This is a genomic window from Roseomonas sp. CAU 1739 (genome assembly GCF_039839775.1).
Lineage (GTDB): Bacteria > Pseudomonadota > Alphaproteobacteria > Acetobacterales > Acetobacteraceae > Neoroseomonas.
In genome coordinates, this window is the sequence record NZ_JBDOQQ010000005.1 from 170,009 (window position 1) to 192,912 (window position 22,904).

Below are 22,904 nucleotides of genomic sequence, written 5' to 3' on the forward strand. Positions count from 1 at the left end.
TTCAGCCGACCGGGACGAATTGCTGGCCGCGGATCTCGTTCACCTGCATCTGGTTGAGCATATTGCCCTGCTCGTCGAACTCGCCCTCGCCGCCGACCAGGTCGAATTTGCGCGTCGCCAGCATCGCCGCACGCAGTGAATCGCCGTTCACCGTGCCGCCCGCCGCCTCGATCTGCTTCGCCAGAAGCCCGAACAGATAGGCCGCGTTGTAGTAGTTGGCGTGATAGACGACCGGCGGTGAGCCGAAGCGCGCCTGGAAGTCCGCCGCGAAGCGCCGCGTCAGCGCATGGCTACCGGTCAGGTCCAGCTTCTGCGAGGTGAACAGCGCGCCCTCGGCCTCGGGCATGGTGCGCAGGCTGTCGATGCCGAAGGCGGAATAGGAACAGATGGTCTGAGTCACGCCGTTGTCGCGCAGCGCCTTCACGATCTGCGCGTTCTGCGCGCCGAAGGATGCGACATAGACCGCATCGGGCCGCGCCTGGCGCACCCGCGCGACCACCGGGCCGAATTGCTGCGCGGCGCGCGGCACGGAAAAGCTGCCGACCAGCTCGCCGCCATTGGCCGGCAGCACGGTGCGCAGCTGGCCAAGGATGCCGTCGCCCAGCGGGTCGTCCACATAGATCAGCGCGACGCGCTTCGCGTTCCGCTGCCGCACCAGGAACGGCACCATCACTTGCACTTCCAGATGCGCAAGCGCGATGACGTTCCAGAAATAGGGCGAGAGCCCCGCGAGGTCCGGCCCCACGCCGCCGCCATTGACCATGACGGTGCGCGCACGGTCGCCGATGGGCGCGACCGCCTTGGAGGTCGCGGTCCAGGACACCAGCACCCAATGGGCGTGGTCGATATTGACCAGCTTGTTCATCGCAACGACGGAAGGCTGCGGCAGCGCCTGGGTGTCCTCCGCCTGCAGGCGGATCGGTCGGCGCAGCATGTTGTCCGCGGCGATGTGGCCGAGTGCGACCTGGGCGCCGCGCGTGAAGGCCTCGCCAAATTCGGCGTTGGGGCCGCTCATCGGGAACAGCGTGCCCATGACATAGGGTTCGGCCTGCTGGGCGAAGGCGGGGCGGATGAAGGGCAGGGCGAGGCCGGCGGCCAGCGTGCCGCGACGGCCGATCACGGGACCGGGCATGGATGTCACTCCCAAGACGGCGCCTTCAGCGGCGCCGGTCTGCTTATATTGTTAAGCGTCGGCTGGCAGTGACCGTTCTGTCAACCGTGCGGCAGGCGGAATCCCGGTTCATCCCATTGCATTGCCACCAGTTTTCCGCTGGTCGAAAGCGTGATGTAGGCGGTGCGCATATCCGCCCCGCCGAAGCAGATATTCGTCGGCATGCGCTCGGGCATCTTCACCACGCGCAGGATCTCACCCGAAGGCGAGATGGTGGTGATCTCGCCTGCCACCAGCGTGGCGACGATGATGTTCCCCGAGGCCGCGATCGCCAGGCTGTCGAGCCGGCGATAGCCGGGGAACTGGCACAGCACCCGCCCGCCATTCGACGACGGCCAGGGTTCCTTCTTCAACTTCCCCGGCGCTTCCACATCCCAGGCCCACAACCGGCCGGTCTCGGTCTCCGCGACATAGACCGTCTTGCCGTCAGGGCTGATTCCGATGCCGTTGGCGCCGCCGAAGACTGGGAAGGCGGCCTCGACCGCGCCCGATCCATCGGCCTTGGCCCAGTACGCGCCGCCATGGTCGCGGTCGCGCGCGCGCACCTTGCCGAGATCGGAGAACCAGAAGCCGCCATGGTTGTCGAACATCAGGTCGTTGGGGCCACGCAGAGGGCGGCCATCGACGGCGCGGATCAGCGTCTCGACCGCACCGGTCGCGGGGTCGACCGTTTCGATCCGGCCGCCGGAATAATCAGGCGCCTGAAAGCCCGGGCGCAGCAGGCCAGGTTCCTCATGCCAGGAGAAACCGCCGTTGTTGCAGACGTACAGCATGCCATTCGGGCCGAGCGCCAGGCCGTTCGGCGCGCCGGTCACGGTCGCGATGGTGGTCTTGGCACCGTTCTGTGCCACGCGGGTGATGCGGCGGGATTCGATCTCGACCAGCGCCACCGAGCCATCGGGCATGCAGACCGGGCCTTCGGGGAAGCGCAGCCCCTCGGTGACGATGCGCAGGTCGGGATTGGCGACGGTGACGGTCATGGCGGCTTCTTCCCCTGGGTGTTGGGGGCGATGATGGCGCGGACCGCGCGCGCTGCGAAGGCTTGACGCCATGTGCGGTGCAACAGACGCTCCGCGGTCATGACCGCTCCAGATCCCGTCACGCTCTCCGTCCTCGACAACCGCTTCCGCGCCATTGTCGAGGAGATGGGGGAGGCGATGCTGCGCACCGCCTATTCCCAGATCCTGAACTCCTCGCGCGATTTCTCCATCGCTTTGTGCGACAGCGGCGCGCGGCTGCTGGCGCAGGCCGACCACATCCCGATCCATGTCGGTGCGATGCCCTTCGCGGTGCAGGCGGTGGTGGATGCCTTCGGGGACAGCATCTCGGATGGCGACATCTACCTGCTGAACGACCCCTATCACGGCGGGTCGCATCTGCCGGACCTCACCATCATCGTGCCGGTCTTCGCCGAGGGGCGGCTGATGTTCTATTCGGTGGTGCGCGCGCACCACACGGATATCGGCGGCGGCACGCATGGCGCCTACAACCCCGCCGCCACCGAGATCTTCCAGGAAGGGTTGCGCCTGCCGCCGATCCTGCTGGGGCAGAATCGCACCGCGCGGCCCGACCTGGTGCGCATGATCGTCACCAATACGCGCCTGCCGCGCGAGGTGCGTGGCGACCTGATGGCGATGATCGGCGCGGCGCATCTGGGCGAGAAGCGGCTGCTCAGCGTGCTCGACAAGCACGGCGCGGGGGAGACGGAGGCGGCCGTCGCCGCCATCCTGGCTCTGTCGGAAGCCCATGCACGCCGCATCATCGCCACCTGGACGGATGGCACATGGAAGGGCGAGGCCTTCCTCGACGATGACGGCTTCGGCAACAACGACATCGCGATCCGCGCGACGGTGACGAAGGCGGGCGACGCGATCACCGTGGACCTGTCGGACTCCGCGCCGCAGGTGCCCTCCTTCCTCAACTCCTCCTGGCCCAACACCGCGAGCGCGGTGCGCATGGCAATCGCCTTCCTGCTCGACCCGGAAGTCGCCAAGAACGACGGCTGCTTCCGCCCCATCGAGATCGTCGCCAAGGAGGGCACCATCGTGCTGCCGCGCGAAGGTGCGCCGGTGACGATGTGCACCTCCCACTGCTCGAACGAGATCGTCGAAGCCGTGGTCAAGGCGCTGGCGAATGCCTGCCCCGAACGCGCGATGGGCGGCTGGGGGCGGCGTTTCCGCGTTGCGATCAAGGGCAGCGATGCGCGCCGGCCGGGTCGGTCCTTCGTGTGGCACCTGTTCCACGCGCGGCCCGGCGGCGGCGGGTCCTCGGGCGGCGATGGCTGGTCCACGGCGGGCGAATGGCATTCGGCCGGTGGGCTGAAATTCGGCTCCGTCGAGATGGCCGAGGCGCGCTTCCCGCTGTTCTTCGGCAAGCACGAATTCCGCCCCGGCAGCGCGGGGGACGGCACCTATCGCGGCGGCCTCGGCGGCGAGTTGGTGATGCGGCTGGAGACCGATGGTCCGTCCGTGGCGAACACCGCCGGCGACGGCGTGCGCTACGGCGCGGCGGGAATGCTCGGCGGGCATGACGGCGCGCCGCATCACTACACGTTGGACCGGGCGGATGGCACCTCGCGCGACCTCAAGACGAAGGAAGTCGGCATTCCACTCGCGCCGGGCGATGTGCTGCATGTGCGCGCCGGCGGCGGCGGCGGCTGGGGGCCACCGGAAAAGCGCGACCCGGCGGCGCGTGCGCGCGATGCCGAGGAGGGATTGCTGTGAGGGCGGTGAAGAAGGTCAGGGGGAGAGAACTCCCCCCGAACCCCCCTCCTTTTTCTGACTATTGGCGCCCCACCTTCGACGGTGAATGCCAGATGCCAAAAGAAGGAGGGGGCTCGGGGGAGTTCTCTCCCCCGACCTTTCTTGCTTCAGGATCTTGCGCATGACCTACCGTATCGGCGTCGATGTCGGCGGTACCTTCACCGACGTGGTCTGCGTTGCGGCGGATGGCGTCACGACCCTTGCCAAGGCGTCCTCCACCCCGGCCGACCAGAGCGAGGGCGTCGTCGCCGGCCTGGCCGTGCTGGCGCAGCGCCTCGGGCTGTCACTGCCCGACCTTCTTGCGCGCACCGAGCGCATCGTCCATGGCACCACGGTCGCGACCAACGCCCTGCTGGAACGCAAGGGTGCGAAGGTCGCGATGCTGACCACCGAGGGCCATCGCGACGTCATCGAGATGCGCGAGGGGCTGAAGCCCGAGCGCTACAATCTGCGCCTGCCGGCTGCCCCCGCGCTGGTGCCGCGCCGGCTACGCCTGCCGGTGGCCGAGCGCATCCGCCCGGATGGTCGCGTCGAGGCGGCGCTCGACCGCGCTTCGCTCGACGCCGCCATCGCGACGCTGAAGGCCGAACAGGTCGAGGCGGTGGCGATCTGCTTCCTGCATTCCTGGCGTGATGACAGCCACGAACGCGAAGCCGCCGAGGCCGTGCGCGCCGCGCTGCCAGGGGTGTTCGTGACGACCTCGGCCGAGGTGCTGCCGCAGATCAAGGAATTCGAGCGCTTCTCGACCGCCTGCGTGAATGCCTATGTCGGGCCGATCGTGTCGCGCTACCTCGCGCGCCTGCGCGGGCGGTTGGCGGAGGCGGGATACACCGGGCCAGTCTTCGTGATCCTGTCGCATGGCGGCGTCGCACCGGTGGAGGAAGCCGCGCGGCTTGCCGCGGGCACGGCGCTGTCCGGCCCGGCGGGCGGTGTCGCGGCGGGCGTCGCGCTGGCCGAACGCGGGTTGGGCGACGACCTCATCACCTTCGATGTCGGCGGCACCTCCACCGACATCGCCCTGGTGCAGGATGGCGAGGCGGCGCTTGGCCGCGGCCGCACCGTGGCCGGGGAACGCATCGCGCTGGAAAGCCTCGACATCGTCACGCTGGGCGCGGGCGGTGGGTCGATTGGCCATGTCGGGGCCAGCGGCACCTTGCAGGTCGGGCCACGCAGCGCCGGCGCGGTGCCGGGGCCGGTTGCCTATGGCCAGGGCGGCACGGAACCGGCGGTGACCGACGCAAACCTGGTGCTTGGGTATCTCGATTCCGACAACTTCCTGGGTGGCGCGCGCAAGCTCGATCGCGACGGGGCGCTGGCCGCCTTCGAACGATTGGGGGCGACGCTGGGCATCGATGCATTGGCGACGGCCGAAGGGGTGCATCGCCTCGCCAATGTCCGCATGGCCGATGGCATCCGCGTCGCGACCGTCCGCCGCGGCGTCGATCCGCGCGACTTCACGCTGCTCGCCTTCGGTGGCGCGGCGGGGCTGCATGCCTCGGCGGTGGCGCGGGAACTCGGCATGCGCCGCGTCGCCGTGCCGGTCTTCGCCGCCGGCCTGTCCGCCTGGGGCATGCTGCACACCGACCTGCGCTATGAGATGGCGCGCAGCGAGATCAACACCGGCGGCGTGCCGGACGACGCCGCGCTACGCACCATCTGGACCGGGCTGGAATCCGAGGGTCGCGCCCGCGTCGCCACCTGGTTCGGCGGTGCGGTCGAGACGAAGCGCGCCGCCGACATGCGTTATGGCGAACAGGTCTTCGAGATCGCTGTGCCGCTGGAGGGTGTGGATTGGGACGCGCCGGGCCTGACCCAGCGCGTGACGGACGCCTTCCACGCGCGGCACCAGGGCCTGTTCACCTATGCCTTGCGCGAGGAGGAGGTGGTGCTGGTCAATGCCCGCCTCGCGGTGATCGGTCGCCTGCCGCCGATGTCGGCGCCGGAGGCCGCCGCCGGGCGCGACGCGGCGGCGCCCTACGCCACCCGCCGAGCCCGGCTGGCTGGCGTCGAACAGGACCTGCCGGTGCTCGATTTCGGTGCCCTCACCCCCGGGCAGGAGGTTGCCGGCTCGGCCATCATCGAGAGCGACACCACCACCGTGCTGCTGCTGCCCGGCGATGTCGCGCGCATGGATGGGCGCGGCTGGCTGGTCGTGACGCTGCCCGGCGACGGCTGACCCATGGAAGGCTGGACGCCCCCCGCCGGCACGACCACGCGATGGATGCTGGCCTGCATGGCCGGCCTCGCGGTGGGGTTCCCGCTCGCCACGCTGTGGGGCGTGCTGCTGGTGCCCGAGATCCTGCCGCGGGCCTATCACGTCGGCATCGCGGCGATGGCGCTACGTGCTGCGGGGGGCGCGATCCTGGGCGGTTGCCTCGGCATGGCGCAGGCATGGGCGCTGCGCCGGATCCATCCTGCGCTGTCTCCGCTGCCGTGGATCGGTGCGACCGCAGCGGCCGGATATTGTGCCGCGCTGGCCAGCATGGCGATCTTTGGGCTGCTGATGGTGCAGTTCGGCGACCTGCCGGGCATGGGCCCCATCCTGGCGGGGCCTGTGGTGAGCGGCCTAGCGGGTGGCCTGCTCTATGGCCTGGCGCAGGGCCTGGTGCTGGACCGCGTGGTGGAGGGCCGCGCCGCCTGGGTCTGGCTGGTCACCCTGGGCTGGGTGCTGGCCGGCGCGTTGGCCAGCTTGCGATGGATGTTCGGCCTGGTGGGGTATGGACCCGTGGCGATGGCAAGCGGCGCGGTGATCGGCGGGGTGCTGGAAGGCCTGGCCCTCGGCCTGGTGACGCTGCGTGCCTTCCGCCTCATGCCGCCTCGGACAGCGACGCGACCTCCGCCATGAGGTTGGCGCGCGCCGGCGCCTCGTAGATCGCCGACAGGCGCGTGCGGAACAGACGCGGCGCCGCGGCGAAGCGCGCCAGCACCTGGCGCCGGCCGGCCCGCCAGGCGGGTTCCGAGACCGCGGCGTATTCGCGCCGCAGCAGGTCGGTGTTGCGGGCGAACACCTCCGGCGTCTCGGCCAGCGGCGTCAGGTCAAGGTCGAGCAACCGCTGGATCCGGCAATCCTCCCCACGATAGGCCATGTGGTCCGCGGTGGCGCGGATCGCGTCCTGCACCCAGGCGGATGCGCCCGGCACCAGGGCGGCACAAAGCTCCGCCGAGCGTGCCTCATTGTCACGGGCGCCGGGGTCGTAGACCGCGTCATGGAACAGGATGGCGAGCGACAGGTCGCGGTCGCCCGGATCGCCGCCATGCATCAGGTGGCGCAGCCAGAGCAGCCCGACATGCGCCGCGTCGTGATAGGCGCGCTGCGCTTCGGCATGGCGGCGGCGGAGTTCGGCGGTGGCCCGCGCCGAGAGGTCGGCACGGGCGAGCAGCGCCCCGAACCCGGCGCGACCCTGCTCGCGATCCACCGCGAGGGCCTGCGTGGCCTCCAATGTCATCGACGTTCCCGGCATCGGTTCAGCCCGCGCGCCGGAATTCGGTGCGCCCGCCTGGGTCATCGAGCAACAGGTGGTCGTTGTCCGGCTGGACGAAGCGATAGGTCTCGCCGGGCAGCATGCGGATATCGGTGCAGCCGAACAATCCACAGGTCCGGCGCGGTGCCCAGTCCTCGACGGTAACGCGCAGCCAGGGGCCCGTGCCGCCCAGGGTCCAGCGGCCGGAAACGGTCATCTCCGTGCCACCGGGGCCGCGGTCACGACGCGCAAAGGCGCCATCCGGGGACAGAGTGATCTCCACCGACTGGCCGCCCCGCGCCGCGTGCCAGGTTCCGGCCAAGGGATTGGCCGACGCCCCCATCAGGGGCGCGGCGGCCAGCATCAGTGTCAGCGCAAAGCGTCCGGCCTGGGCCATGACATCCTCCGGTCTCGAAAGACCTACGGGCGGAGAGTGCGTCCGGATGCAGGGCGCAGGCGCTGAAACTGTTCACAGTGGTTTGGGCCGCGCGGCCGGTGGAGCGAAGCGCGGGACGGGCGGGCAGCCCATCCGCCGGCAGGCGCAGCGCCGCGGATGATGGCCCGACTGCCGCGCCGCGCCGCGCGGCCGGTCCCCGCGTTCCAGGGGCCCGATGGCCCCTGCCGGACCTGATGGCGTTGCAGGCAATGCCCTGCGGCACCCCCGGTCGCCGGGAGCGGCGGCGCCGCTCCCATCGTCGCGCCTACCGGTGCCGGGCCCGGTTCAGCGCCGATCCGCACCGTTCAGCGCGACGAAGCCGCGATATCGGTTTCCAGTTCCTTGATGCGGGCCTGCAGCGTGGTCCGCATCGATGCCGATGCGTGCGCCTTCAGCCCGGCCAAGGTGTCCTTCAGCTCGCGGAGCAGCTTCTCCTTCTCCGCGCGGCTACGCTGGATGGGGCGGGCGTCGGAAAACTGGCCTTCCCGGCTGCGCATGGTGGTTCTCCTGCTTGTGACGATGGCGCGGCGCGCAGGTCGCGCGCCGCGGGAATGGCGAAGGCTGCCCCGATCGAGGCGGCCTGCGCGCATGGTATCAGACGATTGCCGGCAACGGCCCACGACGGTGCGCGGCCAAGCCGCGATCCGCGAACGCAGCCCGGCCGGCCATCACCCCCGGCGCGTCAGCGCCGACAGCAATAGGGCCGGACGGGCCCCAGGGGCGCTGACGCGCAAGGTGCCTTGGGCAGCCGATTGCAGCAGCCTGCCGCCTCGGGACAGGGCAACGACGCGTCAGGCCGCCGTCGGCGCGCGCCCGGTGTCAGATGTCGAGCATCAACCGGCGCGGATCCTCGATGCTTTCCTTGACGCGCACCAGGAAGGACACCGCTTCCTTCCCGTCCACGATGCGGTGGTCGTAGGACAGCGCGATGTACATCATCGGGCGGATCTCGACCTTGCCGCCGACCGCCATCGGGCGGTCCTGGATCTTGTGCATGCCCAGGATGCCGGATTGGGGCGGGTTCAGGATCGGCGTCGACATCAGCGAGCCGTAGATGCCGCCATTGGTGATGGTGAAGGACCCGCCGGCGAGTTCGTCGAGCTTCAGCTGGCCGTCGCGGGCCTTCCTGCCGAAGGCGCCGATCGACTTCTCGATATCGGCGAAGGACAGCGTGTCGGCGTTGCGAAGCACCGGCACGACCAGGCCGGACGGCCCGCCCACCGCGATGCCCATATGGACGAAGTTCTTGTAGACGAACTCGTCGCCGTCGATCTCGGCGTTGACGGCGGGGAATTCCTTCAGCGCGGCGACAGCCGCCTTCACGAAGAAGGACATGAAGCCGAGGCGCACGCCGTGTTTCTTCTCGAACGCATCGCGGTATTCGGTGCGCAGCGCCATCGCCGCGCCCATGTCCACCTCGTTGAAGGTGGTCAGCATGGCGGCGGTGTTCTGGGCTTCCTTCAGGCGCCGGGCGATGGTCGCGCGCAGGCGCGTCATCTTCACGCGCTCCTCGCCGGCTTCCGTGGCGCGCGGCGCCTTGGGGGCCGCAGGGGCGGCTACGGCCGGCGCCGGACGCGCCAGGTAGTCGAGCACGTCGCCCTTGGTGATGCGGCCATCCTTGCCGGTGCCCGCGCCGATCGCGCCGGCGCCAGTACCCGTCTCCGCCATCATCTTGGCGGCGGCAGGCAGAGGGGCGTGGGTGCCAGGCACGGCGACGGGGCCGGACACGGCCCGCGGCGTCTCGACATGCGGGATCGCGGGCGCCGGGGCAGCGGCGGGCTTCGGCGCGGCGGCTGCCGCACCGCCGGCGGCGATGGAACCCAGCACGGCGCCCGGGCCGACCTCGGCACCCTCGGCGGCGGCGATCACTTCCAGCACGCCGGCGGATGGCGCGTTGACCTCCACCGTCACCTTGTCGGTCTCGAGCTCCACCAGCGGCTCATCGGCCGCCACCGCCTCGCCGGCCTTCTTGAGCCAGCGGGCGACGGTTGCGGTGGAAACGCTCTCGCCGAGCGTCGGTACGAGGATGTCGGTCATGTCTGCCGTCCGTTGTCTGCCCGGCGCGCGATCACAGCCCGAGGGCCGCGCGCACCAGGGCTTCCTGCTGCTGCTGATGGATCCTGGCGAGGCCGGTCGCCGGGCTCGCCGCGTCTTCGCGCCCGACGTAGTCGGGGCGCTTGGCCTTGATGTCGAGCGTCTTGAGCACGCCCTCGATGCGCCGGTCCATATAGGTCCAGGCGCCCATGTTCTCGGGTTCCTCCTGGCACCACACCACCTCGGCGTTGCGGTAGGGTGCCAGCGCCTTGGCCAGGCTGGTCTTGGGGAAGGGGAACATCTGCTCGATGCGCACGATGGCGACGTCGGTGATGCCCTTGTCCCGGCGTTCCTGCAGAAGGTCGTAGTAGACCTTGCCGGTGCACAGCACGACGCGCTTCACCTGTTCTTCCGGTGCGATCGCGTCGATTTCAGGGATCACGTAGCGGAAGGCGCTGCCCGGGCCGAAATCGGCGAGCGAGCTGACCGCGAGCTTGTGGCGCAGCAGCGACTTCGGCGTCATCACCACCAGAGGCTTGCGGTAGTTCGCCTTCAGCTGGCGGCGCAGCGCGTGGAAGTAGTTGGCCGGCGTGGTGAAGTTGCAGACCCGCATGTTGCGCTCGGCGCACATCTGCAGATAGCGCTCGAGCCGCGCCGAGGAATGCTCCGGCCCCTGACCTTCGTAGCCATGCGGCAGCAGCATCACCAGGCCCGACATGCGCAGCCACTTCGTCTCGCCCGAGGCGATGAACTGGTCGATGATGACCTGCGCGCCGTTGGCGAAGTCGCCGAACTGGCCTTCCCACAGCACCAGCGTGTGCGGGTCCGCCAGCGTGTAGCCGTAGTCGTAGCCAAGCACGCCGAACTCGGCGAGCAGCGAGTTGAAGGCCTCGAACTTCGGCTGGCCTTCGCGGATGTTGTTGAGCGGCACGTATTCCGCCTGGCTCGCCTGGTCGATCAGGTAGGCATGGCGGTGGGAGAAGGTGCCGCGCTGCACATCCTCGCCCGACAGGCGCACGCGGTGGCCTTCCAGCAGCAGCGTGCCGAAGGCGAGCGCCTCGCCGGTCGCCCAGTCGAGGCCCTCGCCGGTGTCGATCGCCTGCTTCTTGGCTTCGAGCTGGCGGGTGATCTTCGGGTTGGCGTTGAAATCTGCCGGCACGCGGCACAATGCGCCGCCGACCTCGCGCAGCGTGTCGAGCGCGACGGCGGTCTCGTGTAGCTGCTCGACTTCTTCGCCGGAGGTCGCGGACTTCAGGCCCGTCCAATGGCCTTCCAGCCAATCCGCCTTGTTGGGGCGGAAGGACTGCGCAGCCTGGAAGGCGTCCTCGAGCTTGGCGTTGAAGGCGTCGTACATCGCCTTCGACCCTTCGGCCGGCAGGGAGCCCTCGCGCGCCAGCTTCTCGGCATACAGGGTGCGCGTGGTGCGCATTTCCTTGATGCGATTGTACATGATCGGCTGGGTGAAGGCGGGCTCGTCGCCTTCATTGTGGCCGTGGCGGCGGTAGCAGACGATGTCGAGCACGATGTCGGCGCCGAACTGCATCCGATATTCGGCCGCCATGCGGGCGCAGAACACCACCGCTTCCGGGTCGTCGCCATTCACGTGAAGGATCGGCGCCTGGATCGCCTTGGCCACGTCGGTGCAATACAGGCCCGAATAGGCATGCGCGGCGACGGTGGTGAAGCCGATCTGGTTGTTGGTGACGATGTGCACCGTGCCGCCGGTGCGGTAGCCGATGAGCTGGGACATCGCCAGCGTCTCATAGACCACGCCCTGGCCGGCGAAGGCGGCGTCGCCATGCAGCAGGATGCCCATGACCGACCGGCGGCCCTTGGTGTCGCCCGCCATGTCCTGCCGCGCGCGCACCTTGCCGGCGACGACCGGGTTCACCGCTTCCAGATGCGACGGGTTGGGTTGCAGCGAAAGATGCACCATCTGCCCGGCGATCTCGATGTCGGTCGAGGTGCCGAGGTGGTACTTCACGTCGCCCGAACCCTGCACGTCGTCAGGATTGGCGCCGACGCCCTTGAATTCGGAGAAGACCTGCAGATAGGGCTTCTTCACGACGTTCACGAGCACGTTCAGCCGGCCGCGATGGGCCATGCCGATGGCGATTTCCTTCACGCCGCCGATCGCCGCGGTCTCGATGACGGATTGGATCGCGGGGATGGTGGATTCGCCGCCTTCCAGCCCGAAGCGCTTGGTGCCGACAAATTTGCGCGCGCAGAAGGATTCGAAGCCCTCCGCTTCCGTCAGGTCGGACAGGATGCGGGACTTCGCGGCGGGATCGAAGGCGGCAAGCCAGGGCGCGCCTTCGATCCGGCGCTGGATCCAGGATTTCTGCTCGGGGTCCTGGATGTGCATGAACTCGACGCCGATCGACCCGCAATAGGAGGCGCGGCAGATCGCGATGATCTCGCGCAGCGTCGCGGTTTCCTTCCCCAGCACCATGTCGAGGAAGATCGGGCGGTCGAGATCGGCGTCGCTGAAGCCATAGGTCTTGGGGTCGAGTTCCGGGTGCGGCTTCGGCTTGGTCAGCCCCAGCGGGTCGAGCTGCGCCTCCAGATGCCCGCGCACGCGGTAGGAGCGGATCAGCATCAGTGCGCGGATCGAATCCAGCACTGCGCGGCGCGTCGCTTCCGGGTCGGCGGCGGCGGCGGCAGGCGCGCCCTTGGCACCTTTGGCCGGCGCGGCGGGCTTCTCGGGTTCGGGGCCGAAGGCGCCGCGGATGCGCGGGGCCCAGGATGCGCCATTGGCGTCCGTCAGCACCGACCGGGCCTCGTCGTTAAGCGCGCCGAAAAGCTCCGCCATGGAGGGGTCGACGCTGTCGGGCTTCTCCGCCCAGCGGGCATAGAGATCCGCGAGATAGGCGGCATTCGCGCCCGTCATCGCCGTTGCGAGGATGTCCACTCCGGCCATCGTTTCTCTCCGTGCCGGCGGGCAGTGCCGCCGGGGTCACGCTCTGTTGGTCGTCATACGGGTTGCTGCCGCCCCTGGGGGTCCAGGATGCGGCAGCGCTCGTTAATATAGGCCCTGCGGCCGTTTCATGGCAGGCCCCAAGGCCTGCACGATACGCGGCGCCGGGGTCAGCCCTTCAGCGCGCGCACCATGGTCGAGCCCAGCGCCGAGGGGCTGTCAGCAACATGGATGCCAGCGGCCGCCATGGCTTCCATCTTCGCCGCGGCCGTATCCTTGCCGCCCGAGATCACCGCACCGGCATGGCCCATGCGCCGGCCCGGAGGGGCGGTGGCACCGGCGATGAAGCCGACCACCGGCTTGTTCGGCTTGCCCGGGGCGAAGTTCTCGCGCTTGAGGTATTCCGCGGCATTGATCTCGGACTGGCCGCCGATCTCGCCGATCATGACGATCGACTTGGTCTCGTCGTCCTTGAGGAACAGCTCGAGCACGTCGATGAAGTCCATGCCCTTCACCGGGTCGCCGCCGATGCCCACGCAGCTGGACTGGCCGAGGCCGGCGGCGGAGGTCTGCGCCACCGCCTCATAGGTCAGGGTGCCCGAACGGGAGACCACGCCGACCGACCCGCGCTTGTGGATGTGGCCGGGCATGATGCCGATCTTGCAGGCATCCGGGGTGATCACGCCGGGGCAGTTCGGCCCGACCAGGATCGACTTCGACCCGGACAGCGCGCGCTTCACCTTCACCATGTCGAGCACCGGAATGCCCTCGGTGATGCAGATGATGAGCGGCAACTCGGCGTCGATCGCTTCGAGGATCGCATCCGCCGCGAAGGGCGCGGGGACGTAGATCACCGACGCATTCGCCTGCGTCTTGCCCACGCACTCCGCCACCGTGTCGAAGACCGGCAGGTTGAGTTCCGGGTGCATCGTGCCGCCCTTGCCGGGCGTCGTGCCGCCGACATAGGTCGAGCCATAGGCGATGCCCTGGGACGCGTGGAAGGTGCCCTGGGCGCCGGTGAAGCCCTGGGTCATCACGCGGGTGTTCTTGTCGACGAGAACGGCCATGGCTCAGGCCCCCTTCTTCACGGCCGCGACAACCTTCTGGGCCGCGTCGGCCAGGTTGTCGGCGGGGATGATGGCCAGGCCGGATTCGGCGAGGATCTTCTTGCCGAGTTCGACATTGGTGCCTTCGAGCCGCACCACCAGCGGAACCTTCAGCGACAGGCTCTTGCTGGCAACGACGATGCCCTCGGCGATCATGTCGCACTTGGCGATGCCGCCGAAGATGTTGACCAGGATCGCCTTGACGTTGGTGTCCGAGGTGATGATGCGGAACGCCTCCGTCACGCGCGCGGCGTTCGCCGTGCCGCCGACATCGAGGAAGTTCGCCGGCGAGGAGCCATACAGCTTGATGATGTCCATCGTCGCCATGGCAAGCCCGGCGCCGTTCACCATGCAGCCGATCTCGCCGTCGAGTGCGACGTAGTTCAGGTCGTTCTTGACCGCGTCGAGTTCCTTCGGGTCCATCTCGCTGTCGTCGCGCAAGGCCTCGAGGTCCTTGTGGCGGTACAGCGCGCTGTCATCGAAGGACACCTTGGCGTCCAGCGCGACGATGTCGCCAGCGCCGGTCACGACCAGCGGGTTGATCTCGACGATCATGCAGTCGAGTTCAAGGAACGCGCCGTACAGCGCCGTGACGAACTTGGTGAAGGAGGCGACCTGCTTGCCGGTCAGCCCCAGCCCGAAGGCGAGCTTGCGGCAATGGAAGCCGGAGATGCCGGAAGCCGGGTCCACCGCGACCTTGAGGATCTTCTCGGGGTGGTGCTCGGCCACCTCCTCGATCTCCATCCCGCCCTCGGTCGAGGCCATGATGGTGACGCGCGACGTGTCACGATCGACCAGCAGGCCGAGATACAGCTCGCGCTTGATGTCGCAGCCATCTTCCACATAGACGCGGGAGACGAGCTTGCCGGCCTCGCCGGTCTGCTTGGTGACCAGCGTGTGGCCCAGCATCGCCTCGGCAGCGGCCTTGGCATCGGCGATCGACTTGACGACGCGCACGCCGCCCTTGCCCTTCGGGTCCTCGGCAAAGTGGCCGGCGCCGCGGCCGCCCGCATGGATCTGCGACTTCACCACATAGACGGGCCCCGGCAGGGCCTGGGCGGCCTTCTCGGCCTCCTCGGGCGTCCAGGCGACATGGCCGTCCAGAACCGCGACGCCATAGCGGCGCAGCAATTCCTTGCCCTGGTATTCATGGATGTTCATGCCGGGGATCCCTCGGGGAGGACAGGAAAAAGGCCCGGCATCGCTGCCGGGCCCGGGGTGGGTCAGCCCACCAGCTTCTTGGAGGCGTCGATGAGTTCCTGCACCGCGCCGCAGGACTTGTCGAAGGCCGCCTTCTCGGTGGCGTTCAGCTCGATCTCGACGATCCGCTCCACGCCGCCTTCGCCGATCACGACCGGCACGCCGACATACAGGTCCTTCACGCCATACTGGCCGGTCAGCCAGGCGGCGCAGGGCAGGACGCGCTTCTTGTCCTTCAGGTAGGATTCGGCCATCGCGATGGCCGACGCCGCCGGGGCGTAGAAGGCGGAACCCTTCTCGAGCAGCTTCACGATCTCGCCGCCGCCATTGGCTGTGCGGGCGCAGATCGCGTCCATCTTCTCCTGCGTCGTCCAACCCATCTTGATCAGGTCGGGCACCGGGATGCCGGCGACGGTGGAATAGCGGGTCAGCGGCACCATGGTGTCGCCATGGCCGCCGAGCACGAAGGCGGTCACGTCCTCGACGCTCACCTTGAATTCCTGTGCCAGGAACAGGCGGAAGCGGCTGGAATCCAGCACGCCGGCCATGCCCACGACCTTCTGCGGCGGCAGGCCCGACTTCTGCTGGAACACCCACACCATCGCGTCGAGCGGGTTGGTGATGACGATGACGAAGGCGTTCGGGCAATGCGTCTTCACGCCCTCGGCGACCTGCGCGATGACGCCGGCGTTCTTGGACACCAGGTCGTCGCGGCTCATGCCCGGCATGCGCGGGAAGCCGGCGGTGATGATCACCACGTCCGAACCCGCGATGGCGGCGTAGTCGCCGGTGCCCGCCATGGCGCTGTCGAAGCCGTCCACCGGCCCGGACTGCATGATGTCGAGCGCCTTGCCCGCGGCCACGCCCGGGAAGACGTCGAACATCACGACGTCGCCGAGTTCCTTGAGACCTATCAGGTGCGCGAGCGTGCCACCGATGTTGCCGGCGCCGATCAGCGCGATCTTCTTGCGGGCCATGGGGATTCCTTGGGGGAATGTGGTGCAGTGCGAAAAGCGCCGCTACCTACTCCCTGGCCCGCGGCGCGGCAAGGCTTGCAGGGACTTCCCGGCCACCGGGGCCGGGCCGGTGCCTACAGCGGCATGCAGCGGACGATATCGGCATGCCCGCGCGCCAGCGTCGCGAGCGTTCCCGCCGGGCAGGATTGCGCCTGCTCATTGGTGGCCGGGGCCAGGCCGGACTGCCACGATACCTGACGCGGTGCCGAGCCGCAGTTCCGCCCGCGGCAGGATGCCGCCGCCTGCTGGCGGCCGCTGGCGGACCGCGCCGTGCCGCTACGGTTCGCCGTGCCGCGAGTCGAGGCCTGTGCGGCCGCTTGCCGGGACGGGGGGGCGGCCTGCCGCGCCTGGCGCTGCGGCGCGTCGTTGCGTCGCGTCGCCGCCGCCCGCGTGGTCTGGGTCGCGGTGGTCCGTGCGGCCGGCGCCGCGGCGGGCCGCGTCGTCTGGGCCTGCTGGGTCCGGGTCCGCGCCTCGGCCGGCGCGGGGGACCAGGCCAGGGTCGCAAGGGCGAGCAGGGCGGCCGTCACGAAGCGCATCGGGAAGCCTCTCCTTACGAGTGCTGCGTTTTGCCCGTCACGCCTAACACGACACAACCTTGCCGGGAACCCGGCCGGGGAGGCCGTCGCCCGGCATCGCGGCAACGCGCGGCGGGTCTGGGCAGAGGTCAACACCGCAACCGCCAGGCCGCCGCCCCGCGATCCAGGCCTTCCCGCCGGCACGCGGGCCGCCCAATCTGGGAGCGAGACCCTGCCTGGAGCCGCCATGCCCGTGGGCCGACGTGACGTGCCTGTCCAAGGCCAGCCGCGGCCGCCCCTGGCGCCCCGGCTGCGTGCCCTGGCGACCGAGCGTTCGTGGCGGACGCTTTGCGATCTCCTGCGCGCCGAGGCGCCGGCCGCGCCCAGGCCGCTGGTCCTGGCCTATGCCATCGACGCCGCCATCGCGGCCGGCGACGAGACGGTTCGGCACTGGGCGGTCCGCCACGCGCTGAATGCCCCAGTGCCGCACCGGATGCGCGTGGTGGCGGCGCTGAAACTGGCGCGGGCCGGTCATTCCGATGAGGCTTGGGACCTTCTTCAGGCCGATCCGACGGCCATCGAGGCGCTGGAGGGTCGCGGGCTGGTCCTGCCGACGCTGCAATGGATCGCGCGCGATGGTGCGGTCGCGGCGGATCGCCGCGCGGCGGCGCAGGACCTGCACGACCGCGTCCTGGCCTCGGCCGAAACCATCGCCGAGCCGACCGATTTCCGCTTCCCCCCGCCGGCGGCCCTCGGCCCGCCGGCCTTCGACCTTGCCATCCGCATGGCGCCGGGCAGCGATCCGGCGGCGTTCGCGACGATCGCCGCCGCGCTGGACGGCAAGGAAGCGCTCCTTGCCCGCCGTCGCGCGCCGGCCGTGCGCGTCCTGCGCGACGTGGCCATCAATCGCGAGGGCCAGGTCTGGCGCGCGGGGACGCAGGCGATGGATGCGGATGCGCCTGCGATTGCCGCGGGCATCCACTGCACGGGGGTCACCAACAACCTGTTTCACTGGCTCGGCGCCTGGCTGCCGGCGCTGGCCTGGCGCTTTGCCTCGGGCGCTCCGGCCGACCTGCCCATCCTGCTGCGCGACGACGCGCGTCACTATCAGTTGGAAAGCCTGGACCTGCTGGGCGGGCCGGACCTGCCCGTCGTCAGGGTTGGCGCGGCCCTCCGCGTCGGGCGGCTCTATGACGTCGAGCATCGCCACATCCGGCTCGACCCGGATGGCGGGGTCGAGCCGATGATCGCGCGGCTGGTCGCGGCGGCTGAAGCGCGCGTGCCGGTGCCGCCGGTGCGCGCCCGGCGGCTTTATGTCTCGCGCCGCGATGCCGCCAGGCGGCGCATGGCGAATGAAGCCGAACTCGAGGCGCGGCTCGAGGCGCTCGGCTTCGTCCCGGTGATGCTCACGCCCTATACCCTCTCGCAGGGCATCGCCATCATCCGCGGCGCCGATTGCATTGTCGCGCCGCATGGGGCGGGGCTGAGCAACCTGTTGCTGGCCCGGCCCGGGACGGCAGTGTTCGAACTGATGCCCTTCAACGAGCAGGTGCTCGATGTGCGGTTGTGCATGACACGCCTGTCGCGCCAGCGCGGCCATCGCCACCTGCTTTGGGTCGAGCGCGGCGAGGCTGGTGGCATCTGGCGGGCCAGCATCCCCGAGGCGGTGGCGGCGATCGAGGGCTTCCTCGCGGCGCGAGAGTGACGGGCGTTGCGCGCGGGCCCTCCGAGCCTGTCAGTGGGCGACCAGCCACCCGCCATGCTGCGACGGCGCCGGGCGTGATCGCCTCCGGCGAATCCGCGATGCGCGGGCTTGGCGCGCGAGTGCCCGGCGGCGAGGTCAAACCTCCCGTTGCGCCGCCGGCTCCGGTCCATCAAGGTTTGGCTCCAGCCCCACCCCCGCCGCGGACCCATTGCGCCGATGCCGCCAGACTGGACGCGTGAAGCGCCCCGCCGAAAAGGCGATGCCGGCCTGTCACCCGGCCAGCTGCTGCGGCAGGTCCATGACTTGGCTGTGGCCGGCGGTTGGCAGGCGATCTGCGATCTGCTGCTGGCCGAACGGCCCGACCAACCGCTGGCCATGGTCGTCGCCCGCGCGGTCGAGGCATCGCTGGAAGCGGCCGATGAGGAAGCGCGCGCATGGGCGGTGGGACAGGCCATCGCCACCGAACTGCCCCACCGCATGCGCGCGCTCGGCGCTTGGCGCCTGGCCCGCGCCGGGCATGCCGAGCAGTCCTGGGGCGTGCTGCTCGCCCATCCGGCGATGCCGTGGGATCCGGAGGCGCGGCGGCTCGCGGCCGGGGCACTCACGCTGATCGGCATGAATGCCCTGGCGCATGACGCCCTGCGGGCTTCGGCCTGGGCGCTGATCCGCCGCATGGCCGGCATTCCGGCGGCGCCGCCCGAGGCTGCGCCCTTCGCCTTCCCGACCGCCGGCGGCCCCGTCGCGCCGCCGGCCTTCCCGCTGCAGGTCCGCCTCGCCCCCGGCGCCCCGGCCGGGGCGGTCGAGGATATCCTCCGCTTGACCGAGGAGGCGGAGGAACGCCTGCAGACACGGGACAGTCCCGTCATCGAGGTGTTCCGGGATGTCTTCGTGAACCGGCTCGGTCAGGCCTGGCGGCCGGATGGGCGACAGGTCGGCCGCACACCGGGGATCCTGCCGGAAGGCGCCGGAGCCGCCATGACGCTCGCCCCGCGCATCGCGGCCGGCATCCTCGCCACCGGGGCCAGCAACAACCTCTATCACTGGATGGCCGCCTGGCTGCCGGGCCTCGCCTGGCGCTTCGCGCCGGAGGTGCCGGCCGACCTGCCCATCCTGTTGCGCGACGATGCGGACAGCTATCAGGCGGAAAGCCTCGACCTGCTGGCCGGCCCCGCCCTGCCCAGGCTGCCGGTGGGGGAGGCCTGCCATGTGGCGACGCTTTACGCCGTGGAACATCGCGCCATCGCCCTGGACCCGGCCGGCAGCGTGGCGCCGATGATCGACCGGCTGGTCGCGGCGGCGGCGCGACAGGTGCCACAGCCGCCGGTGATCGCCCCGCGCCTGTATCTCTCGCGCCGCGACGCCGCGAACCGGGCGATGGCGAATGAGGCGGAGCTCGAAGTGCGGCTGGCGTCGCTGGGCTTCGTGCCCGTCGCGCTGGGGTCCTATAGCCTCGCCGAGAAGATCGCGATCTTCCGCAGCGCCGAGAGCATCGTCGCGCCGCACGGCGCCGGGCTGTCGATGCTGCTGGCCGCGCGCCCTGGCACGCGGGTGTTCGAATTGATGCCCCATCTGCCGCGCAGCCTGCCGACGCGGCTTTGCATGTCGCGGCTGTCGCGTCAGCGTGGGCTGAACCACCTGCTGTGGATCGAACCCGGCGACGAGCGGAGCGGCACCTGGCGCGTCTCGGTGCCCGAGGCGGTCGCCGCCGTCGCGGATTTCATCAGGTGAGGTGCGGCAGCGCCAGGTAGTCCTGCGACTGCATCTCGACCAACCGCGACGCCGTGCGCTCGAACATCGCGGCGTTCTCGCCGCGCTCATACAGCCGGTCCGGGTAATCCTCGGCGCTGGCGACCAGCTTGACCCGGTGTTCGTACAGCGCGTCGATCAGCGTGATGAAGCGCCGTGCCTTGTCGAAATTCTCCGGACCCAGGCGCGGAATGGCGTCGAGCACAACGGTGTGGAAATGCGTCGCCACCGCCAGGTAGTCGGCCGGGCCGAGCGGCTTGCCGCAGATGTCGTTGAACTCGAAGCGCGCGACCCCGCGCGCGGCCTGCGGCACCTCGACCGCGCGGCCGAGCAGGGTCAGCCTGGTCGGCGCGGCGGGCGTATCGCCGGTCAATTCGGCGAAGGCGGCGTCCAGCGCGCGTTCGGCGCGGCCGTCGGGGGGCACATGCCAGGTCGGCATGCCGCGGATGCGTTCGCGCCGGTAGTCGCGGGCGGCGTCCAGCACCAGCACCTCGATCCGCTGCTTGATCAGCTGGATGAAGGGCAGGAAGGCGTCACGCCCCGGCTTGCCCTTGAACAGGTTATCCGGCTCGGTGTTGGAGGTGGCTACGATGACCACGCCACGGGCGAACAGCGCCTCGAACAGCCGGCCGAGGATCATCGCATCGGCGATGTCATGCACCTGGAATTCGTCGAAGCACAGCAGCGCGGCCTCGGCGACGATCGAATCGGCGAGCGGCGGGATGGGGTCGGCGGTGTCGCCATGGTCCTTCCGCCAGGCATGGATGCGCCGATGTGCCTGCTGCATGAACTGGTGGAAGTGCAGCCGCTTCTTCCGCGCCACATCGGCGGATTCGAAGAACAGGTCCATCAGCATGGACTTCCCGCGCCCGACCTCGCCGACCAGGTACAGGCCGAGCGGCGCGTGGGACGGGGCTTCGTCCACCGCCTTGCGGCGGAAGAACCGGCCGAGGAAGCCGCCGGTGTCGGGCGGTTCGACCTTCGGGTCGTAGCCGCGGGTGCGGCGCCACAGGTCCTGCAGCTTCTCGGCAGCGAGTTCCTGAGCGGGGTCGGCGGCGATGATGCCGGCCGCGATCCGCGCCCGCAGCGCCGGCAGCGGGCCTTGTGCCTGGGCGCGGAGATCCGGGCCCGCGGCGGCGGACATGGCGTCCGGTGGAGGGGTCATGGTGCGCCACGCTGTAGCCCGTGGGCCGGCCAGCGACAACCGCAGCCCGGCCATGTTCCAGACGGCCTGGACGAAGGCGGCCGGGCGCCGGAGTCTGGCGCATCATGAACTACCTGCTGACCCATCTGCCGCCCCAGGGAGCCCTGCTCGGTATCGCCGTGGCCGCGCTGGTGGGCGGGCTGTCGCGCGGCTTTTCCGGCTTCGGGGCGGCGCTGGTCTTCGTGCCGCTGGCCTCGGCGGCGGTCGGGCCGCGCGCGGCGGTCCCCGTGCTGGCGCTGCTCGAGACGGTGTCCTGCCTGGTGTTCCTGCCCGGCGCCTGGCGCTATGCGGCGCGGCGCGAGGTCTCGGTGATGGTGGCCGGGGCGATCCTGGCCGTGCCGGTCGGCAGCCTGATCCTGGCCCATGCCGATCCGGTTGGGCTTCGTTGGGGGCTGACCGTCCTGGTGTTCATGGCGGTCGGGCTGCTGGCCTCGGGCTGGCGGTATCGCGGGCGGGACTCGGTACCGCTGACGCTGGGCGTCGGCGCGGCGGGCGGGCTGATGAGCGGGGCCGCCATGCTGGGCGGCGTGCCGCCAGCGGTCTGGTGGCTCGGGCGCAGCGCGACGGCGCGGGTGATGCGCGCGAGCATGAACCTGTATTTCGCCATCCTGACCGTGGCCATCGTCCTGGCCTTCGCCTGGCGCGGGCTGTTCGGCTGGCCGGGGCTGTGGCTCGCGCTGGTGGCCGGGCCGGCTTACGGCGCTGGGCTGTGGGGCGGGGCGGCGCTGTTCGGCCTGGCCAGCGAGACGACCTTCCGCCGCGCCGCCTATGCGCTGATCCTGGCGGCGGCGGTGCTGGGGATGCCGCTGTGGGACCCGCTCACGGGCCGATGATGCGGGCGGCCGCGACGATCTCGCGGATGCGGTCATTGTCGGTGGCGCCCGATTCGACCCGTGCGATCGCCTTCACCTCGGCCGCGCGCACCGCGGCAAGGCTGGCCAGCACCTGTTCGGCGCGGTCGAGTGGCACCACCACCACCCCATCGGCATCGCCCACGATGATGTCGCCCGGGCGGACATGCTGGCCGCCCAGGGTGACCGGCGCGCCGACCACCGCCGGGCCATTGGCGGCCGGGGATGCGGGAATGATGCCGGCGGCGAACAGCGGCAGGCCGGTGGCGACGATGCCGGCCTTGTCGCGCGCCAGCCCGTCCGTGACGAAGGCCGCGACGCCCTTGTTCTTCATCATGCCGGCAACGATGTCGCCGACCACGGCGGTGGCCGTGTAGGCATCGTTGGCGATGACCACGACGTCGCCGGGCTGGGCTTCCGCCAGGGCGCCGAACACGCCCACCACATCCGCCGGATAGGACAGCGCGGTCAGGGCCGGGCCGGCGAAGGCGGCATTGTCGGGGTCCATCGGCTTGATGCGATGATCCAGCGCCCCGCGCCCTTCCATGGCATCGACCAGGTGGGAGGTCTGGGCGCCGCGGAAGGCCTCGACCAGCGCCGCATCCGGGCGCCGGTGGCCGCGGTGGATGGTCAGCAGCGGCGGGTTGTCGATCATGGCGTGTCCCGGGGTTGTGGCGCCGAAGCGTCGCGCGGGGCGACCCGGCCGTCCAGACGCCATGGGCCGGGACGGCTGAATCGCAAGCCACAGGGCGCGAAATCGCGGTGCATCGGTTGCGGTGC

19 protein-coding genes are annotated in these 22,904 nt (G+C 70.2%); 6 read left to right on the top strand and 13 right to left on the bottom strand.

The window, feature by feature from the left end; translation table 11 throughout:
- Nucleotide 1: 1 nt before the first annotated feature.
- Together AAFN86_RS10965 and AAFN86_RS10970 are read right to left on the bottom strand one after the other, a co-directional pair.
- Nucleotides 2–1,132 (bottom strand): ABC transporter substrate-binding protein, encoded by a 1,131-nt coding sequence (locus AAFN86_RS10965; protein WP_347543350.1) that lies wholly within the window; start codon nucleotides 1,130–1,132, stop codon nucleotides 2–4.
- Nucleotides 1,133–1,212: 80 nt separating this feature from the next.
- Complete coding sequence (locus AAFN86_RS10970; RefSeq protein WP_347543351.1) at nucleotides 1,213–2,151, bottom strand: SMP-30/gluconolactonase/LRE family protein; 939 nt, start codon at nucleotides 2,149–2,151, stop codon at nucleotides 1,213–1,215.
- A 99-nt stretch (nucleotides 2,152–2,250) separates the two neighbouring features.
- Here AAFN86_RS10970 and AAFN86_RS10975 point away from each other — a divergent pair, with 99 nt between their 5' ends.
- The 3 genes from AAFN86_RS10975 (at nucleotide 2,251) to AAFN86_RS10985 (ending at nucleotide 6,778) form a co-directional block, all read left to right on the top strand.
- Complete coding sequence (locus AAFN86_RS10975) at nucleotides 2,251–3,894, top strand: hydantoinase B/oxoprolinase family protein (RefSeq protein WP_347543352.1); 1,644 nt, start codon at nucleotides 2,251–2,253, stop codon at nucleotides 3,892–3,894.
- A 160-nt stretch (nucleotides 3,895–4,054) separates the two neighbouring features.
- On the top strand, nucleotides 4,055–6,109 hold the full coding sequence (locus AAFN86_RS10980; RefSeq protein WP_347543353.1) for a hydantoinase/oxoprolinase family protein: 2,055 nt from the start codon (nucleotides 4,055–4,057) through the stop codon (nucleotides 6,107–6,109).
- 3 nt (nucleotides 6,110–6,112) lie between these two features.
- Nucleotides 6,113–6,778, top strand: coding sequence for a hypothetical protein (locus AAFN86_RS10985; RefSeq protein ID WP_347543354.1), 666 nt, complete (start codon nucleotides 6,113–6,115; stop codon nucleotides 6,776–6,778).
- Here AAFN86_RS10985 and AAFN86_RS10990 read toward each other — a convergent pair.
- The 9 genes from AAFN86_RS10990 to AAFN86_RS11030 all read right to left on the bottom strand — a co-directional run bounded on the left by AAFN86_RS10990 (nucleotide 6,741) and on the right by AAFN86_RS11030 (nucleotide 16,639).
- Nucleotides 6,741–7,379 (bottom strand): hypothetical protein, encoded by a 639-nt coding sequence (locus AAFN86_RS10990; protein WP_347543355.1) that lies wholly within the window; start codon nucleotides 7,377–7,379, stop codon nucleotides 6,741–6,743. The genes AAFN86_RS10985 and AAFN86_RS10990 overlap by 38 nt on opposite strands.
- Before the next feature lie 19 nt (nucleotides 7,380–7,398).
- Nucleotides 7,399–7,791: a hypothetical protein gene (locus AAFN86_RS10995; RefSeq protein WP_347543356.1), complete on the bottom strand. Its 393-nt coding sequence runs from the start codon at nucleotides 7,789–7,791 to the stop codon at nucleotides 7,399–7,401.
- A gap of 344 nt (nucleotides 7,792–8,135) precedes the next feature.
- The gene (locus AAFN86_RS11000; RefSeq protein ID WP_347543357.1) at nucleotides 8,136–8,327 is read right to left on the bottom strand and encodes a hypothetical protein; all 192 of its coding nucleotides are present in this window, start codon (nucleotides 8,325–8,327) and stop codon (nucleotides 8,136–8,138) included.
- Between the two features lie 322 nt (nucleotides 8,328–8,649).
- The gene (gene odhB, locus AAFN86_RS11005; RefSeq protein WP_347543358.1) at nucleotides 8,650–9,867 is read right to left on the bottom strand and encodes a 2-oxoglutarate dehydrogenase complex dihydrolipoyllysine-residue succinyltransferase; all 1,218 of its coding nucleotides are present in this window, start codon (nucleotides 9,865–9,867) and stop codon (nucleotides 8,650–8,652) included.
- Nucleotides 9,868–9,898: 31 nt separating this feature from the next.
- Entirely contained in the window at nucleotides 9,899–12,784 is a 2,886-nt protein-coding gene (locus AAFN86_RS11010; RefSeq protein WP_347543359.1) for a 2-oxoglutarate dehydrogenase E1 component, read from the bottom strand.
- Nucleotides 12,785–12,951: 167 nt separating this feature from the next.
- Complete coding sequence (gene sucD, locus AAFN86_RS11015) at nucleotides 12,952–13,848, bottom strand: succinate--CoA ligase subunit alpha (protein WP_347543360.1); 897 nt, start codon at nucleotides 13,846–13,848, stop codon at nucleotides 12,952–12,954.
- Nucleotides 13,849–13,851: 3 nt separating this feature from the next.
- Nucleotides 13,852–15,048, bottom strand: coding sequence for an ADP-forming succinate--CoA ligase subunit beta (gene sucC / locus AAFN86_RS11020; RefSeq protein WP_347543361.1), 1,197 nt, complete (start codon nucleotides 15,046–15,048; stop codon nucleotides 13,852–13,854).
- 62 nt (nucleotides 15,049–15,110) lie between these two features.
- On the bottom strand, nucleotides 15,111–16,064 hold the full coding sequence (mdh, locus tag AAFN86_RS11025; protein ID WP_347543362.1) for a malate dehydrogenase: 954 nt from the start codon (nucleotides 16,062–16,064) through the stop codon (nucleotides 15,111–15,113).
- A gap of 113 nt (nucleotides 16,065–16,177) precedes the next feature.
- A complete protein-coding gene (locus tag AAFN86_RS11030; RefSeq protein ID WP_347543363.1) occupies nucleotides 16,178–16,639 on the bottom strand; it encodes a hypothetical protein in 462 nt (153 codons plus the stop codon).
- 226 nt (nucleotides 16,640–16,865) lie between these two features.
- Between AAFN86_RS11030 and AAFN86_RS11035 the strand changes: the two genes are divergently transcribed.
- Nucleotides 16,866–18,323 (top strand): glycosyltransferase family 61 protein, encoded by a 1,458-nt coding sequence (locus tag AAFN86_RS11035; RefSeq protein WP_347543364.1) that lies wholly within the window; start codon nucleotides 16,866–16,868, stop codon nucleotides 18,321–18,323.
- A 216-nt stretch (nucleotides 18,324–18,539) separates the two neighbouring features.
- The gene (locus AAFN86_RS11040) at nucleotides 18,540–20,051 is read left to right on the top strand and encodes a glycosyltransferase family 61 protein (protein WP_347543365.1); all 1,512 of its coding nucleotides are present in this window, start codon (nucleotides 18,540–18,542) and stop codon (nucleotides 20,049–20,051) included.
- Here the strand turns inward: AAFN86_RS11040 and zapE are convergent.
- Nucleotides 20,044–21,213, bottom strand: coding sequence for a cell division protein ZapE (gene zapE / locus AAFN86_RS11045; RefSeq protein WP_347543366.1), 1,170 nt, complete (start codon nucleotides 21,211–21,213; stop codon nucleotides 20,044–20,046). The two genes, AAFN86_RS11040 and zapE, sit on opposite strands and share 8 nt — an antisense overlap.
- A 125-nt stretch (nucleotides 21,214–21,338) precedes the next feature.
- Between zapE and AAFN86_RS11050 the strand changes: the two genes are divergently transcribed.
- Nucleotides 21,339–22,106 carry a sulfite exporter TauE/SafE family protein gene (locus tag AAFN86_RS11050; RefSeq protein WP_347543367.1) on the top strand — a complete coding sequence of 256 codons (768 nt, stop codon included), beginning with the start codon at nucleotides 21,339–21,341 and terminating at the stop codon, nucleotides 22,104–22,106.
- On the opposite strand, the gene AAFN86_RS11055 is transcribed toward AAFN86_RS11050, so the two are convergent.
- Nucleotides 22,093–22,779 carry a hypothetical protein gene (locus AAFN86_RS11055; RefSeq protein WP_347543368.1) on the bottom strand — a complete coding sequence of 229 codons (687 nt, stop codon included), beginning with the start codon at nucleotides 22,777–22,779 and terminating at the stop codon, nucleotides 22,093–22,095. The two genes, AAFN86_RS11050 and AAFN86_RS11055, sit on opposite strands and share 14 nt — an antisense overlap.
- Between the last annotated feature and the right edge of the window lie 125 nt (nucleotides 22,780–22,904).